The following is a 15,266-nucleotide window of genomic DNA, read 5'->3' on the forward strand; positions in this document are numbered from 1 at the left end:
TACTCTCCAAACTAATTAGCCTGATGTTAGCTGTGATAATTGTGCTTGCTGAGCATTTAAGGTATTCATTGCTGTCTCAAGTTGAGAAAATTGCTGATAATACTGCTCCTGTTTGGTTGTCATAGCATCTGTCATTTTTGTTATCATCACTTGCTTATAATAAATCTGGTCAGGAAGTGTATTTGTACCTGCACCACCACTAATACTGTAATCATCTTGTACATTTGCATATTTTGTAAGTATTGCACTATTAAAAGTTGTACCTGTATACCCAACATTATTTTGAAGAACGTTATTTATTCTTTGAAATATACCACTTTGATTAAAAATTTGTTTACCATTATTATCAGTTGCTACATTGGTAAATAATTTTATTAAATCATCTCCATGATTTAATATTGCATTATTGAGCTTATTATCATCAGAAATTGAAATTTTATCTCCATCTGTTACTGTATTTGCACCATTTGGAGTGTCAATTCCTATTGCACCACTTCCATAACTTCCAAAGTATACACTTGATACGTTTTTGCCTGTAGCATCGGTTACTGGAGATACAAATGCACTTCTTAAATCTGAAAGTAACTTTTGTAAATTGTTATCATTTCTAAGAATACCTTGCTGTGCTTTAGCATTCCATGCAGTAATATCAGAATCCTTCATTGAACTTTTTTGTGTATCAGTTAACGGCGGATAGTCACTGTTCTTTTTTTCATTTAGTTTAGTTTGTATCTTATCTATAATCGCATTATATTTATCTAAAAATGCTTTAATTTTGTCATGCACTCCTTGTGTATTAGTGTTTATGGTTATAGTTGAAGTACCTGCAGCAGTCAGGGAGTACGATATATTATTTAATGTAAAGTTATTAGAGTTCTCAGTAATAGTTGTTGGAGTTGAAGCTCCAGGTGGAGTAATTTTAACAATAGCATCTAACCCCTGTGAGGATGGACTACCTGTAAATCCTAATGCCGATGTTAAACTATTACCTGTTATGGATAATCCTGCATTACTTCCGGTATTTACAGTTTGTAATGTAAACTTTCCTGTCATATCATCAAAGTTACCTGTAACTTGCCCTCCTGTAGCTGTTTTAATTGCAGTGATTAAATCATTTATTGTGGCTGTCCCATTTTTCCCAGTTGCGCTATTATCTAAGTTAACAGTAATTGCCTTACCATTATAATTTATATTCAAGCTGAGATTAGTATTTAATGTGGAATCCAAGGAAGTAAGCTTCGTATTTGTGGAAGCTGAGACAAAATTCGTATTTAGAGACGGAATGTCAGAAACCCCAGTGGAGGTTATTTGTATTGCACTTGTTGTTAATGTGTTAAATTTTATATAATTATTACCAGAAGCGTCTTGAACATAGGATGCTGAAACCTTACCGTTTAAACTTGTATTATTACTAATTTGATTATTAATGTACGCAGTTAAATTAGGAAGATCTTTTGAGTTATCCCCAGATGGTGTAAATCCTGATAAATCTATAGCAGGAGCATTAACACCATCTACACTAAATGTTATAGAATTTCCAGCTCCACTCCAGTTATTTGCATTTGTGACCTGAAATTGTGAATTTAAACTCCTATTACTTACTAATGAAGCACTTTGTGCTATTTGAGTAACATTTATTGTATAAGTTCCTGTAGCTGCACCTGTTTGAGCAGTGGCATTTATAGCTGCTGCATTTGTACTTGATGTTACAAGATTGTTATAATTACTAGCTGATAATAAGTTGTTTGAAGGAGTTAATGGATCAAAAAATGAATTTTGTAAATCCTTAATATCCTTAATAATGTCCTGATAAGCTTGCTGTCTCCAAATTATTAGCTGCTGACCTTGTTTTACTTGATCTAACTTAGTCTGCTCTGCAAGCATCATTTTCTTTACCATGGAATCAACATCAAGTCCTGTTGCCATTCCTGTTATTCTTAACAATTGTCCTCCACCAGCACCGGTCATACCGGTTGGTGTACTACTGCTGCCTGATATATCGCTCATAAATCTCACCGACCTCTCTTTAATTTGATTTTACTTTATATTCTTTGATAAATTATAGGCTTCATTCCAAGTTTCTCTTACATCTTCTATAAGTGGAATAATCTCGTCTACTATTTTAATATCTTTCTTCATATTGGCATCACTAAGCCTTTTTATAATAAACTCATAAAGTTCAACCATAGCCTTGCCCCAATCTCCAGCTTTAGTTAAATCAAGGGTTACTATTAATTCATAAAATATATTTTCAGTTTTAACAAGAAACTCATGGGCTTTTTTAACTTCCTTATCTGCAATAGCTTGTCTTGCTATTTTTGAAAATCTCACTGCACCATCAAGGAGCATCAGCAGCAGCTGTTCCTTAGAAGAGTAGTTAACGCTATTATTCTTGTATACATTGTAAGCATTGTTCCCTACCATATTTCGCTCTCCTTTAATACTAATTCAATACAATATTATTAGAATCTCATTTTTTTACATCTAGGAATGTACCTTTAGTTATTTTTAAATCAGCTTCTTCTTTAAAAGCTTCTATTTCCAATTCCTCTGCCTTTGTTGCATCAACCAATAGTTTTTTCTGCTTATAATTTAGTGAGCTACCATTGTTGTGATTGCTGTTTTTTCTTTCTTTATTCTTATAGATGGAAATATTTTCGTAGCCATGAACTATGCCTTCTTTGGAGGCTTCATTAATTTCTTTTCTACGTTCTGTGTCTATTTTATTTATTTTATATTCCATGACACTTATCTCCTAATTTTAAAAGCTTATGCCTTTTTATCAAATAGGACTCCTACTAGTTCACACATTTTTGCTACCATATCTAAGAGTTTTTTAGGTGGCAATTCTTGAATAACCTGCCCGGTTTTGTCATCCACAATTTTTATCATTATATCTTTAAATTTATCATGAATCTCATATTCCGCATGTGTTTTGTTGTCCTCTAAAAACTTGTTAATTTTATCTATTGCTTTATTGATATTTTTTTCATTTATCTTGTCTTTAGATACATACTCATTAGTATTATTTTCTACAGTTTTTATATTATCAGAATTTTTGGCAATATTCGGTACACACTCACTATCTGCACCTTTATTAACATTTAAAGAAACTTGTCCTCCTTGACCTAATGCCCCAATTTCCATATTAAACCTCCTTGTTTTTCTTATCCTGCACTTAATGATTACTAATCATTGAGCTCCAAACATTCTTCGTTGATACTGAACAATTATCAATTTTTCAGTACATAAATATTTTATTTGATTTCTTTTAATATATCCTTATTAAAATTTAAAGCATTTTTATTTTCTTCTTCTACTTCCTTGTAGAGTTCTTTTCTAAGGATAGTTATATTTTTAGGTGCATCTATAGAAAGCTTTACAGAGCCTTCTTCTGTTTTTATAACAGTTATCTCTATATCTTCACCTATTAAAATTGATTCTCCTTTTTTTCTGGTAATAACTAACATAATACTTCCTCCAGCTGGATAACCATAAGTTTAGGACCAAACCTTCTGCTGAAACTAACCTTTATATAAAGACTGTTTTATAGAATAGCTTTCATTATTTAGTATTATTTGTTCCCCTATTTTTGCATTTATATTTATAATAAAAGGTGCTTTAAGGTTTATAGTTATATTTTCTAATTTAGAACTTAAAGTTACGGTATTTAAGACTACTACATCTTCTTTCGAAATAATCCTTAATTCTTTAAGTTTTTCATCATTTAAGTTAAATTCATAGTCTTTAAATTGTGTAAATGGAGATGTTAAAATTAATCCTACATTATCATCTTCAATGGAGTGAAGTATTTTAAACATTTCATTTTCTTCTGTAGAAAACAAAATAAATTTTTTTAGTCCTTCAAAGCCAGGAATACCTTTATTAAAAATAATAACATCCTCTTCGTAGTAATCTTTAATGCCATGATATTTTGTATTTAACTTCATAGTACTCACCTTATCTCATTCTTTATTTTAGATAATCTAACAAAGTGGGCTGTATTACCCTTGCACTTGTTTGTAAAGATGCCAAATAAACAGTTTGCAAAGTGGAATATTCCATAGTTTTTTGAGTAATATCGATATCTTCAGTCTTCGAAAGAATAGTAGTTAAATTATTATTCTCATCTTCATTTTTGGACTTTGCGTTTTCCATTCTATTTTGCTTTGCACCTACCTGTGACCTAACCTTTAATAAATTATTAATAGTATCAGTAATGTCTTGTAAATCTGTCCCAGTAAGAGCTGACGTTGCATTAGTAGGATCCGATGTTCCATTGAAGTTTCCATCAAGATGATCTGTGATGTTTTTTAATTGCTTAGATAAATCACAAGGTACACCCGTTTCGTTATTAAATTGCAGTATATCTCCAGCAGTAACATTATATTCCATAGTTACTCCTTGAGAAATTTCTATGTTCATTTTTTTATTAATCTTATTAAGTTCAGTTGTGTAGGTTGGATCAGTGGGTGGAACAGTATTGTAATCAATATTATTATTTCCTGCTGTTACAACAGTTGCAACAGGTTTATTTGTAGTATTAGTTCCTCCAAAAACATATTTACCGTCATAATTTGTATTTAATATTTGAGTAAGCTCGTCTACCCTTTGGTTAATTTCATCCTTTATTGACTGCCTTTCACTTGAGCCGTAAGCTGCATTACCTGCAGATACTAGCAGTTCTCTTACCTTTTGAAGCACAGTTCCAGCTTGACCAAGTGCAGTATCTGTTGTATCTAACCAATTTGTAGTATTACTAATATTAGTATTGTATTGTTTATTAGCATTAATATCAGTAGTAAGCTGCATCGCTCTAGCAACTTTGGCAGGGTCATCTGAGGGTTTATTTATTTCTTTACCAGAGGTCATTTGTTTTTGAAGCTTTTGCATATTTTGCAAATTTGTATTCATATCTGTCAAGAAACTATTTGATAGCATTTTATTTGTAACTCTCATATCTTCACCTCTACATAATTATTCTTATTTCTTTAATCCATTTACAACCACATCTAAAAGTTCATCGACAGTTGAAATTATCTTAGCATTTGCCTGATAAGCATGCTGATACTGAATCAAATTGGCCATTTCTTCATCAATGGATACTCCAGAAACAGAATCTTTCGTTTGCTGAAAGCTTGCTAAAAGAGTGGTTTGATTCGTTACTACTCTCTGTGCTTGAGCTTCTTGAACTCCAAGCTTATCTACCATGTCTTTAAAATAGTTATCCATCTTAGTGCCACTAGGATTGCTTACAAAATCTATTATATTTCCATTTACGGTAATACTATTGCCCCCTTTAGAAGGATCAAAAAGGTCAGCTCTTGTAGTAATTCCGGTTGTACCCGTATTAATATCCTGTATTTTAATAAGCTTGTCTCTAAGTTGTGCCACTGCCAATGCCCTTGAACCATCGTTAACTCCGTCTATAGTATTTAATCCTTCAGTAGCAAATTGGTCATCATTTAATCTTGTTTTTATCTGCATAACGTCATCTATTAGCTGTTTGTTTACGGAGATATTAGCTGCTGTAATATCCTTTTCACCACTAAGTGCATTATCTAGATTTGTTGTGTTTAACGGATCATATAATATATTTTTTGAACCATTTAGTGTATATGTGGTAGTATCACTATTAACAAAGAAAGGCATATAATCCTTATCGATCTTATCACTTGCTGTATTAGTTACTCCGCTTAAAACTGAATTTACAGAAAAAGCAAGTGATTTTGCCACACTATTTAGCTGATCCATATATCCATCAATGTCAGTTTGAACGGACATATAGCCTTTTAATTCACCATCTGAAGGAGTGAAGAGCTCATAAGAACCAGGCGTTATTGAAGCACCTGTACTATCTGCCCAAATTACCCTATTTTCATCTAGAGACTTATATTGTTCTGGTGTTAACGCCACGCCGGATAATGTTACAGCATTTGCCTCAGTGCTTTTATCGCCAAATTTATAGTATTTTATATCATATACTACATTTCCGCTTGCATCTGTAACTTTACTTCCATCTGGATTTAATTGTGGAGTAATGCTATCCACATAGGATAATCTTCTCTCATCACCATTATTTACTGCTTCAATAAAGTTGGAATTACCAGTAGAATTTAAATCTACAGGCTTTACATCATTGCCTTCGAAGTTTTTCTTATCTATATTTATATTGAATTTACTGCTTAACTGATCTAGCAGTAAATCCCTTCTATCCATTAAATCATTTGGCATCTGCCCAGCTACCTTGACATTTATAATCTGCTGATTAAGCTGATCAATTTGATTTAATATATCATTTACTTCAAAAACTGTATCCTTTATAGTCGACTGAGCGTTTTCCTTAAGCTTTTGCAGCTGTGTTGCTGTATGGTTTAGCTCGTCTGCAAGTGCAGCAGCCTGCTGTACAACTATAGTTCTGGAATTGGAGCTTTGAGCATCATTAGAAAGGCTCTGCCAGGAATCAAAGAATTTTCCCATAAGGCTAGATATTCCAGTATCACTAGGCTCATTGAAAATAGTTTCAACTTCACTCAAAAACTTATCCCTAGCAGTATACTGTCCTTGAGTGCTTGTTTCAACTCTAACCTGATAATCAAGGAAACTGTCTCTGACCCTTTGTATAGCTTGAATCTGTGCTCCTGTTCCTAGCTGCCCTGGAGCAGCAACATTATTTACTGAAGGCATACTAAATGGTCTTGTTGTTTCAATTATTGCCCTTTGTCTTGAGTACCCTTCTGTGTTAGCATTTGCTATATTATGTGAGGTAACGTTAATTGCGCTTTGTTGAACTGACATTCCTCTTGTGCCTATATATAAAGTTGAAAATAATCCTGACATCTCTCCACCCCTTATAAATTTTATTATTTATAAACTTTGCCAAAAGAGTTATATGTTTTTGGACTTCTTGAAGGATTTAAAATATTTAAAATCCTATTTGCAAAGCCTAGACCTTGTTTTATTAAAAGTTCGTTTGTGTCTTTTTGAAGTTTAGTTTCTTCAATTATTCTTCTAAGTTTTCTATAATTGTCTTCTAAGTTATCATCCTTAGCTTCATGAATTACTTCACGCATAGCCCCGCCCTGTGTTATTTCTCTTCGCTTTACTTCCCATTCAGCAATTTTTCTGTTATAGGTATCTATTTCCTTAACACAATTTTCAAGAGTAACTGCATCACTTTCAATTAAACAGCTGTGCTGTTTTTCTAATGCCTTTAGAAGTCCTTCCATTGCCTGGAGTTCATTAATTAAAATTATATTTAATTCTTCCTTCAAGTTAAACTCCTCTCCCTTTGATTACATCTATCATCTTTTGAGCTGTTAATCTTGAATCAGCCTTGTAAGTTCCTTGTGAAATCTGATTTCGGAGGCTTTCTATTTTCTCTGGTGAATTCTCGCGGCTGCCATCTACTCCCAAGGTACTTAAGCTTTTACCTAAAGAAGAAATTTGTATTGTATCACTACTGCTTTTTACAGCATTCTTTTCATTATTTTTTTTACTATTGCTGTATAAATTCACAACCTTATTTAATGATGCTCCATTTATTTTCATAACTACACTCCTTTAGAAATAACAATTAAATTTAATTGAGTTATCTTGAAAATGTCCTTTAAGCTTTACTGTCAATTTTATTTATAATTTCTAGTTTTATTATCGTATACAATGAAATAAAATTTATACCTGGATAAAAAAAGAAATAAAGCATACACTTTATTTCTAGTTTGATAATGATTTAACTCTATCTATATTGCTTACAATGTTAGTTATTCTAACGCCAAAATTCTCATCTACTACAATAACTTCACCATAAGCCACAATTTTGCCATTTACTAATATTTCAACAGGTTCCTCTGCTAATTTATCCAGTTCTATTAGAGAACCTGTGCTAAGATTTAAAATATCTTTTATGCTTTTCTTAGTTCTTCCAAGTACAACTGAAACTTCAAGTGGAACATCCAAAATTAAATCAATGTTCTTTGGCATTCCTTGTGATGATGATGTAAGAGGCTGAAAGGAAGCTTTTTGAATCTCGAATTCTTTCTCTGCTTTGACTTCTCTTACACCTTGAGGCTCTGTGAAGTTATTAACACTTTTAGAAACTGTTTCTTTTATTTGAGTTTCAATTGGCTTTTCTTTTATAGGTGTTTCTTTTACCTCTTCGCCTTCATTTCCCATCATTATTGAAACTATTTTCTTAGCAGTTTCTACAGGAAGTAATTGCATAATAGTGCTGTCAACTAAATCGCCAATAGTAAGCCTAAATGATACTTGCACAATGCTATCATTTTCATTAATATTACTCGTGAGTTCCTTGGTTCCTTCATCCCATATTTTTGCATTAGGTGGTGATATATTTACCTCCCTTGCAAACATAGTTGCCATAGATGTTGCTGCGGAGCCAATCATTTGATTCATTGCTTCTAAAACTGCGCTTTCTTCAAGTTCTGATAACTCTTTTGAAACGACCTTTCCATCTCCGCCCATCATTAAATTGGCTATTATGGCTGCATCAGTTATCTTCATAACTAAAAGATTTTCTCCAACTATACCACTAGTATACTTTACTTCTAAGGCAATATTAGGTACTTCAAAGCTGCTTCTTAAGCTTGCTAAAGTGCTGATTGAAACTACAGGAGTAGTTATATTAACTTGTTGATTAATTATGGTAGAAAGAGCTGTAGCTGCTGAGCCCATTGAAATATTTCCAATCTCACCAAGTAAATCCTTTTCTATTTCTGAAAGACTTTCATCGTTAATTGGTCTTGAACTTTCCATTCCTCCACTAAGTAGAGAATCTATTTCTTCCTGCGAAAGAAATCCATTACTCATAGCTTTCCACATCCTTATCTATAATATCAAGTATTTCAATTCCAAGATTTTTTCCTATAGTGCCAGGCTGAGTTAAATAATAGTTTTTATCCTCAATAAATAGCTTTATAGGATTACTGCTTTTATTATCTAAGGCTATTACATCTCCCACAGTTAACTTTAGAAAATCTTCTACGGTTATATGAGTGCTACCTAAGATTGATGTTAGTGAAACTTTGACTATATTTAACCTATTTTTAAGTTTTTCTTTAGATTCACGTAAGAGTTCTTCATTATTTTCTTGTATCCAATAATTAACTACTAACTTATCCAGTACTTTTTCAATGCTTAAATAAGGAATACAAATATTGATAAAGGTATTAGTTTTATTCATTTCTACTGAAAATGTGATAAGTGCTACAGGTTCAGTAGGTGCCATAGTCTGATTAAGAGCCGGGTTCGTTTCCAGACCTTCTATTTCTGGTTCAACAGTCATTACATCTTCCCAAGCAAGCTTCATATTTCCTATTAAACCGCTGTTAATATGTCTTATAATATTTTTATCAATATCAGTGAATTCTCTCATTTTATACTTTCCTGCGCCAGTACCACCAAGAAGTACATCAATAATTTGAAAAACAAATTGAGGATTTGTTTCAAAAAGGATGGATCCAGTTAGTGGAGGCATTTTAAAAACAGTTAGTATAGTTGGGTTTGGTACAGAATGAATAAATTCTTCATAGGTTATTTGTTCTACAGATTCAATTTTGACCTTTACGTTACTCCTTACTTGAGCAGTAAGATAATTAGAAATTATTCTTGCATAATTATCATGAATTAGCTCAAGTGTCCTTATATGCTCCTTAGAAAATTTTTGCGGACTCCTGAAATCATAAGGTTTTATTTTTTGCTTATCTTCTTCCTTTGGAAGCTCTTCTGGCTTTAATTCTCCAGAAGATAAGGCAGACAGGAGAGCATCTATTTCATTTTGTGATAGTACTTCTGCCATACATTCCCCTCATTTCTTTTTATTTTGAAATAAGCTTATTAATATCAATTAGTGTTACTATTCTGTCTTTAAAGTTTAATACGCCTTTTATGTAGGATTTTTTTCTTTCAATCTCAATTTTCTCAATTATATTCTCTTCAATCTCAAGCACTTCGTCAACTTCATCCACAGTCATTCCAACTTGTTCATCATCAACTTCTAAAATTATAATATTATTTTGCTCTGCATCATTCTTTTCAATATCCAATAATAAATTAATATCTAGAAGTGAAATAATGTTACCTCTAAGATTAATTAGACCTTTGATGTATTTAGGAGCCTTAGGGACCTTGGTAATTTCCATAATATCATTAATACTTTGAACCTTAGAGGTTTCTACTGCAAACTGTTCATCACCAATTCTAAATATAACTACTTGCACTCGTTCTCCCCCCTTACTTAAAATATCTTCCAATACTCATCTTAAAAAAGTTTAAAATTCATCATATTGTGTTTTTTAACCTACAACTTTTCTTATTGCTTCTAAAACTCTATCAGGCTGGAAGGGTTTAACTATGAAGTCTCTAGCTCCTGCTCTAATAGCATCCATTACCATAGTCTGCTGTCCCATGGCACTGCACATAACGACTTTTGCAGCAGGATCAAATGCTCTTATCTCCTTTACTGCCTCAATTCCATCCATGTCTGGCATAGTTATGTCCATAGTTACTATGTCTGGTTTTTCCTTTTTATATAGTTCTACTGCTTTTATTCCATTATTTGCTTCTCCTATAATTTGAAATCCATTTTTCTCTAAAATATCCTTTATCATCATTCTCATAAAAGCAGCATCATCAACAATCAAAACTCTTGAAGCCATTTTATATCCTCCTCATATTACATATAATAAATTATAATTTTAATAAATTCCAAGGGCATTTAAAATTTTTTCTAAAGAACCAGGCATTGGTATATAGAAGAAATTACCGCTTATTCTCGAACCTGACTCTAAAAACATTGTCTCTATATCAAGTACAAAATCTTCATATTGACCCGATTCTATATAGGTTGTAGATAGTATTGCACCTAACATATCATTGCTGACAGCAGGTACTGAGGGCATAATTAATAAATTGGTAAATCTAGCAATTGCATTCATAAATGAGCTGGAAATAATATTTCCTATTTCGCAAAGCACTGAATTTCCCATGTCACTTATTTCTTCCTCTTTTATTCCTGTAAGAGTATTAATAATATTTAAGGCTACATCCTTTTCAAATACAAATAATATATTTCCAGGTGTATCACCAAGTACTCTTACGATTATGCCTATAACCTCTTCCTCACCTTTTATTCTAGAGAAAATAGATTCAAAGGGCACAATATTTATAGAAGGTACTGTCATATCAACCTTCTTGTTTATAAGCTGTGAAAGGGCTGTTGCTGCATTTCCAGCACCAATGTTGCCTACCTCCTTTAATGCATCTAATTGTACCGGGTTAAAATTAAAAAATTCCATTGCTCCTCCTAAATAAGAGCTGCAACGTCTAGTATTAGTGTTACAAGACCATCTCCTAGAATTGTTGCGCCTATGTATTCTTTTACTCCTTGAAGTGTCTTGCCCAGTGGTTTAATAACAATTTCCTTTTGTCCAAATAAAGAGTCAACGAGAAGTCCAACCACTTTTTCTCCAACCTTAACAATAACTACATAATTTTTACTTGTGGAAACAGCCTCCATTCCAAGCTTTTTATTTACTCTAATAAGTGGAATAACATTTTCATTATAAATAATTACTTCTGTGTTATTTGTCTTTTTAACCATTTCCTCTTTGTAATCAATTACTCTATCTATATATCCAAGAGATATTGCCATTGTTTCAGTTCCTATCTTAACGAGTAAGGCCTGAATTATCTGAAGAGTCAGTGGTAATCTAATTATAAAGGATGTCCCTTTACCCACCTCACTAATAACATCAACAGTACCTCCTAAGGTTGATATTTTAGTTTTTACCACATCCATTCCGACTCCTCTGCCAGAAATGTCAGTTACGACTTCGTTAGTACTAAAGCCCTGAACAAAAATAAGATTTTTAATATCATTATCACTCATTCCATCGGTGGTAATTCCTATTCTTTCTGCCTTAGCTTTAATTGCATTTACATCTAATCCATTACCATCATCCTCAACTTTAATAACAGCCTTTGTTCCTTCTTGATAAGCTATTAGTTTAATTTTCCCTACAGCTTCCTTACCAGCAGCAATTCTTTTTTCTGCGTTCTCTACGCCATGGTCTGCTGCATTTCTGATGAGATGTATTAGTGGTTCTCCTATTTCATCTATAACAGTCCTATCTAATTCAGTATCTTGTCCTTTAATTATAAGGTCAATATCTTTACCAAGTTCAACAGACAAGTCTCTTACCATTCTTGGGAATCTGTTAAATACAACATCCAAAGGCATCATTCTTATTTTCATAACTAAATCCTGTAAATCAGAAGTAGTTCTTGCAACCTGCTCTAATGTTTCATTAAGCTCTCCTACTTTTAAATTATTGCTTATTTGCTCTAATCTTGTTCTGTGAATTACAAGTTCAGAAACCATGTTCATAAATTTATCTAATCTTTCTAAATCAACTCTAACAGATTGATGAGCTTTTTTATGGGCTGAATTTTCTTTAGATACTGTTTTTTGATCAGCTCCTACAGCTTCCATTTTACTATTTGTAGCTTTTGATTTGGAGATATTAGTAATTTCTGCTTCAATGATAGCCTTTGGTTCTATTTTATTTATCATAGATCCGGTATCTTTATTAACTTCTTTGATTTCTACTTTTTCAACCTCTGAAATGTTAATAATATTCTCAAAAATTTCATCTTGACTTTTATTAGATATATAAATCAAACCAAGCTCAAAATCAAAATTCTCATTTTCGATATCCTCTGCAGCTGGTATGGATTTTATAATTTCTCCATTATCTTCAAGACTCTTAAATATCAAAAAGGCTCTTGCTGATTTTAATAAGGTATTTTCACTTAAATGAACTTTAATTTCATAAGCGTTGTAGCCCTTATAAGATGCCTGTTTTACAATATTTATATCATATTCATTTAGCTCTATATTTAGCTTCGAGGCATCTTTATTAGAAGTTTCAGTATCTGAATTATTAGCAGTAATTTCTGCCTGTGGCTCTTCTCCTAAAGCAAGTGCTTCTAAATTATTAATTATTTCCTCAATTGGTGCCTTTTCATCTTTACCTTCGGAGATATTACTTACCATGGTCTCTAACGTATCTAAACATTGAAATAGTACTGTAACAACTCGCTCTGTTACACTTAGTTCACCATTTCTAAATTTTGATAGCACATCCTCCATTTTATGGGTAAGTTCTGCCATTACATTAAAACCCATAGTAGCAGCCATTCCCTTTATGGTATGTGCTACTCTGAAGATTTCATTTAACTTATCAATATTTTCTGGTTCTTGTTCAAGTAGTAAGAGTGACTCGTTTAAGTTTTGAAGATTATCCATTGACTCTTCAAGAAACATAGAAAGGTATTGAGTAGTATCCATTGATTTACCCCCTGTAAATTATCTATAACTTTTTATATATAAAAGTAGACGCTTTTTCAAATCCATATTCCTTATAGTTGTAAATGCTTTCAGTAGCTCCTACAAATAAAAGTCCACCTTTTTTAAGAGAAGCACTAAATTTTCTATAAATCTCATTTTTCACATCTTGATTAAAATAAATAACCACATTCCTACAAACAATTAGGTCAAAATTATTATCGTAGCTGTCAAGAATTAAATCATGCTTCTTAAAAGTAACCATATTCTTTATATTACTGTCAATAACATATTTGTCTCCGAAAACTTTAAAGTATTTATCTAAATTTTCTTTTCTTACATTTTTAATTTCCGAATATGAATACTGACCTGCCCTTGCTCTTTCTAATATTGTACTGTCTATGTCTGTAGCAATAATATTATGTTTTGACATAGGTGTCAATTTATTTAAAATAATTGCTATAGAATACGGCTCAGCTCCAATTGAACATGCAGCGCTCCATATTTTTAAATTTTTATTATTTATTAATAAATCTGTTTCTAGCTTCTCGCTTAAATCTTCAAAAATTTCTGGATTTCTAAAAAACTCAGTAACATTAATAGTTATAAAATCTAAAAATCTCTGTTTCTGTAAGCTGTCACTTTTCAATAATACTATATATTCTTCTACACTATTTACACCTACTCTTGACATTAGGCTTAATATCCTTCTGTGAAGCTGATTAGATTTATATGCTGATAGATTAATATTATACTCTTTCATTACCCACTTTTCAAAATCTAATAAATCCATTTTGCCCCCCTAGTATTCCTATTACGTACGCAAGGATAATTAATCCTGACGCCCCTAAATTATCTATTTGTAACAATTTTGATAATTTGTGATGCCACCTCATCTAAAGGAACCACTAAATCTACCATACCTGTTTCAAAGGTGGCTTTGGGCATTCCATATATTGTACAAGTAGATTTATCCTCTGAAATAGTAACGCCACCATTTCTTTTAACTTCAATTGTACCTTGAGCTCCATCCTTACCCATACCAGTTAAAACAACACTAAGCAAGTGTGGCCCATATACCATTGACGCAGAATTAAATAGCTTATCTACAGAAGGTCTTACTCCCCAGATAGGAGGTTCAGTATTTAAATGAATTCTATTTTGATTTAAAACTTCCATATGATATCCGCCTGGTGCTATATATACAACATCTTTTTCAATAAATGCAGCCTCAGAAGCTTCAAGTACTTTAATCTTACTGTTAGAATTTAACCTGTCAGCAAATGCTTTAGTAAAGCCTGCGGGCATGTGTTGTACTATAAATATTGGTACTCCTATTTTCTCAGGCAGAGCTGTAATTATGGCATATAATGCCTTTGGTCCACCTGTTGAAGCGCCTATAACTACTGCTTCGATTTTTTCATGTATAACTTTATTATAAGGATTACTCTTTTCAACAATCTGTGTATCTATTTTTTCATAAGTTTCAATTTCTTTACTAAAGGCAGTTCTTATTTTCAGCAAAAGTTCATCTTTTACTTTATTAATATCAAGAGAAATTGCCCCAGATGGTTTTGCTAAAAAATCAAAAGCCCCAGCCTCTAGGCATTCCATTGTAAGTGAAGTACTACTCTGAGATACGCTGCTGAGCATTATAGTCTTAATATTAATTTGTCTCCGTTTCATTTCTCTTAATGCCGAAATACCATCCATAATTGGCATTTCAACGTCCAAAGTTATAATGTCAGGATTATGCTTTAATGCCTTTTCCAGCATTTCTTCACCGTTTCTAGCTATATCTATTACCATCATGTCTTGTTCAGAATTAATCATATCTGATATTATTTTTCTCATTAAAGCCGAATCATCTACTACTAAAACTTTGATTTTTATCAAATAC

The 15,266-nt window shown here is 32.2% G+C and carries 18 protein-coding genes; all 18 read right to left on the bottom strand.

Annotated features, from left to right (window positions below):
• Positions 1-15 precede the first annotated feature (15 nt).
• The 18 genes from fliD to ACJDUH_RS16525 all read right to left on the bottom strand — a co-directional run bounded on the left by fliD (position 16) and on the right by ACJDUH_RS16525 (position 15,262).
• Positions 16-2,007: a flagellar filament capping protein FliD gene (gene fliD / locus ACJDUH_RS16440; RefSeq protein WP_406766294.1), complete on the bottom strand. Its 1,992-nt coding sequence runs from the start codon at positions 2,005-2,007 to the stop codon at positions 16-18.
• Between the two features lie 30 nt (positions 2,008-2,037).
• Positions 2,038-2,424, bottom strand: coding sequence for a flagellar export chaperone FliS (gene fliS, locus ACJDUH_RS16445; protein ID WP_406766295.1), 387 nt, complete (start codon positions 2,422-2,424; stop codon positions 2,038-2,040).
• 46 nt (positions 2,425-2,470) lie between these two features.
• Positions 2,471-2,743, bottom strand: a complete 273-nt coding sequence (locus tag ACJDUH_RS16450) for a hypothetical protein (protein WP_406766296.1) — start codon at positions 2,741-2,743, stop codon at positions 2,471-2,473.
• Between the two features lie 26 nt (positions 2,744-2,769).
• Positions 2,770-3,147 carry a flagellar protein FlaG gene (locus ACJDUH_RS16455; protein ID WP_406766297.1) on the bottom strand — a complete coding sequence of 126 codons (378 nt, stop codon included), beginning with the start codon at positions 3,145-3,147 and terminating at the stop codon, positions 2,770-2,772.
• 110 nt (positions 3,148-3,257) lie between these two features.
• Positions 3,258-3,470, bottom strand: coding sequence for a carbon storage regulator CsrA (gene csrA / locus ACJDUH_RS16460; RefSeq protein WP_406766298.1), 213 nt, complete (start codon positions 3,468-3,470; stop codon positions 3,258-3,260).
• A gap of 54 nt (positions 3,471-3,524) precedes the next feature.
• A complete protein-coding gene (gene fliW / locus ACJDUH_RS16465; protein ID WP_406766299.1) occupies positions 3,525-3,950 on the bottom strand; it encodes a flagellar assembly protein FliW in 426 nt (141 codons plus the stop codon).
• 22 nt (positions 3,951-3,972) lie between these two features.
• The gene (gene flgL, locus ACJDUH_RS16470; RefSeq protein WP_406766300.1) at positions 3,973-4,959 is read right to left on the bottom strand and encodes a flagellar hook-associated protein FlgL; all 987 of its coding nucleotides are present in this window, start codon (positions 4,957-4,959) and stop codon (positions 3,973-3,975) included.
• 24 nt (positions 4,960-4,983) lie between these two features.
• Positions 4,984-6,840, bottom strand: coding sequence for a flagellar hook-associated protein FlgK (flgK, locus tag ACJDUH_RS16475; protein WP_406766301.1), 1,857 nt, complete (start codon positions 6,838-6,840; stop codon positions 4,984-4,986).
• 23 nt (positions 6,841-6,863) lie between these two features.
• The gene (locus ACJDUH_RS16480) at positions 6,864-7,274 is read right to left on the bottom strand and encodes a flagellar protein FlgN (RefSeq protein ID WP_406766302.1); all 411 of its coding nucleotides are present in this window, start codon (positions 7,272-7,274) and stop codon (positions 6,864-6,866) included.
• A gap of 1 nt (position 7,275) precedes the next feature.
• Positions 7,276-7,551 carry a flagellar biosynthesis anti-sigma factor FlgM gene (flgM, locus tag ACJDUH_RS16485; RefSeq protein WP_406766303.1) on the bottom strand — a complete coding sequence of 92 codons (276 nt, stop codon included), beginning with the start codon at positions 7,549-7,551 and terminating at the stop codon, positions 7,276-7,278.
• 165 nt (positions 7,552-7,716) lie between these two features.
• Positions 7,717-8,829: a flagellar motor switch phosphatase FliY gene (fliY, locus tag ACJDUH_RS16490; protein WP_406766304.1), complete on the bottom strand. Its 1,113-nt coding sequence runs from the start codon at positions 8,827-8,829 to the stop codon at positions 7,717-7,719.
• Positions 8,822-9,817, bottom strand: a complete 996-nt coding sequence (fliM, locus tag ACJDUH_RS16495) for a flagellar motor switch protein FliM (protein ID WP_406766305.1) — start codon at positions 9,815-9,817, stop codon at positions 8,822-8,824. Before fliM ends, fliY begins: the two co-directional genes overlap by 8 nt.
• A gap of 19 nt (positions 9,818-9,836) precedes the next feature.
• Positions 9,837-10,238 (bottom strand): chemotaxis protein CheW, encoded by a 402-nt coding sequence (locus ACJDUH_RS16500; protein WP_406766306.1) that lies wholly within the window; start codon positions 10,236-10,238, stop codon positions 9,837-9,839.
• A gap of 75 nt (positions 10,239-10,313) precedes the next feature.
• On the bottom strand, positions 10,314-10,676 hold the full coding sequence (locus tag ACJDUH_RS16505; RefSeq protein ID WP_406766307.1) for a response regulator: 363 nt from the start codon (positions 10,674-10,676) through the stop codon (positions 10,314-10,316).
• A 39-nt stretch (positions 10,677-10,715) separates the two neighbouring features.
• A complete protein-coding gene (locus tag ACJDUH_RS16510) occupies positions 10,716-11,315 on the bottom strand; it encodes a chemotaxis protein CheC (protein WP_406766308.1) in 600 nt (199 codons plus the stop codon).
• 8 nt (positions 11,316-11,323) lie between these two features.
• The gene (locus ACJDUH_RS16515; protein WP_406766309.1) at positions 11,324-13,369 is read right to left on the bottom strand and encodes a chemotaxis protein CheW; all 2,046 of its coding nucleotides are present in this window, start codon (positions 13,367-13,369) and stop codon (positions 11,324-11,326) included.
• A gap of 22 nt (positions 13,370-13,391) precedes the next feature.
• A complete protein-coding gene (locus tag ACJDUH_RS16520) occupies positions 13,392-14,159 on the bottom strand; it encodes a CheR family methyltransferase (RefSeq protein ID WP_406766310.1) in 768 nt (255 codons plus the stop codon).
• 59 nt (positions 14,160-14,218) lie between these two features.
• Entirely contained in the window at positions 14,219-15,262 is a 1,044-nt protein-coding gene (locus ACJDUH_RS16525; protein WP_406766311.1) for a protein-glutamate methylesterase/protein-glutamine glutaminase, read from the bottom strand.
• Positions 15,263-15,266 lie beyond the last annotated feature (4 nt).

The sequence above is a fragment of the Candidatus Clostridium radicumherbarum genome, assembly GCF_045310525.1.
Classification (GTDB): domain Bacteria; phylum Bacillota; class Clostridia; order Clostridiales; family Clostridiaceae; genus Clostridium_AT; species Clostridium_AT radicumherbarum.

Bases quoted from the DNA above. Each gene is read 5' to 3' on its own strand.
- ACJDUH_RS16505 (WP_406766307.1), bottom strand. From the start codon at position 10,676: ATGGCTTCAAGAGTTTTGATTGTTGATGATGCTGCTTTTATGAGAATG.
- ACJDUH_RS16510 (WP_406766308.1), bottom strand. From the start codon at position 11,315: ATGGAATTTTTTAATTTTAACCCGGTACAATTAGATGCATTAAAGGAG.
- ACJDUH_RS16515 (WP_406766309.1), bottom strand. From the start codon at position 13,369: ATGGATACTACTCAATACCTTTCTATGTTTCTTGAAGAGTCAATGGAT.
- fliW (WP_406766299.1), bottom strand. From the start codon at position 3,950: ATGAAGTTAAATACAAAATATCATGGCATTAAAGATTACTACGAAGAG.
- flgK (WP_406766301.1), bottom strand. From the start codon at position 6,840: ATGTCAGGATTATTTTCAACTTTATATATAGGCACAAGAGGAATGTCA.
- flgL (WP_406766300.1), bottom strand. From the start codon at position 4,959: ATGAGAGTTACAAATAAAATGCTATCAAATAGTTTCTTGACAGATATG.
- fliD (WP_406766294.1), bottom strand. From the start codon at position 2,007: ATGAGCGATATATCAGGCAGCAGTAGTACACCAACCGGTATGACCGGT.
- fliS (WP_406766295.1), bottom strand. From the start codon at position 2,424: ATGGTAGGGAACAATGCTTACAATGTATACAAGAATAATAGCGTTAAC.
- ACJDUH_RS16450 (WP_406766296.1), bottom strand. From the start codon at position 2,743: ATGGAATATAAAATAAATAAAATAGACACAGAACGTAGAAAAGAAATT.
- ACJDUH_RS16455 (WP_406766297.1), bottom strand. From the start codon at position 3,147: ATGGAAATTGGGGCATTAGGTCAAGGAGGACAAGTTTCTTTAAATGTT.
- fliM (WP_406766305.1), bottom strand. From the start codon at position 9,817: ATGGCAGAAGTACTATCACAAAATGAAATAGATGCTCTCCTGTCTGCC.
- fliY (WP_406766304.1), bottom strand. From the start codon at position 8,829: ATGAGTAATGGATTTCTTTCGCAGGAAGAAATAGATTCTCTACTTAGT.
- flgM (WP_406766303.1), bottom strand. From the start codon at position 7,551: ATGAAAATAAATGGAGCATCATTAAATAAGGTTGTGAATTTATACAGC.
- ACJDUH_RS16520 (WP_406766310.1), bottom strand. From the start codon at position 14,159: ATGGATTTATTAGATTTTGAAAAGTGGGTAATGAAAGAGTATAATATT.
- csrA (WP_406766298.1), bottom strand. From the start codon at position 3,470: ATGTTAGTTATTACCAGAAAAAAAGGAGAATCAATTTTAATAGGTGAA.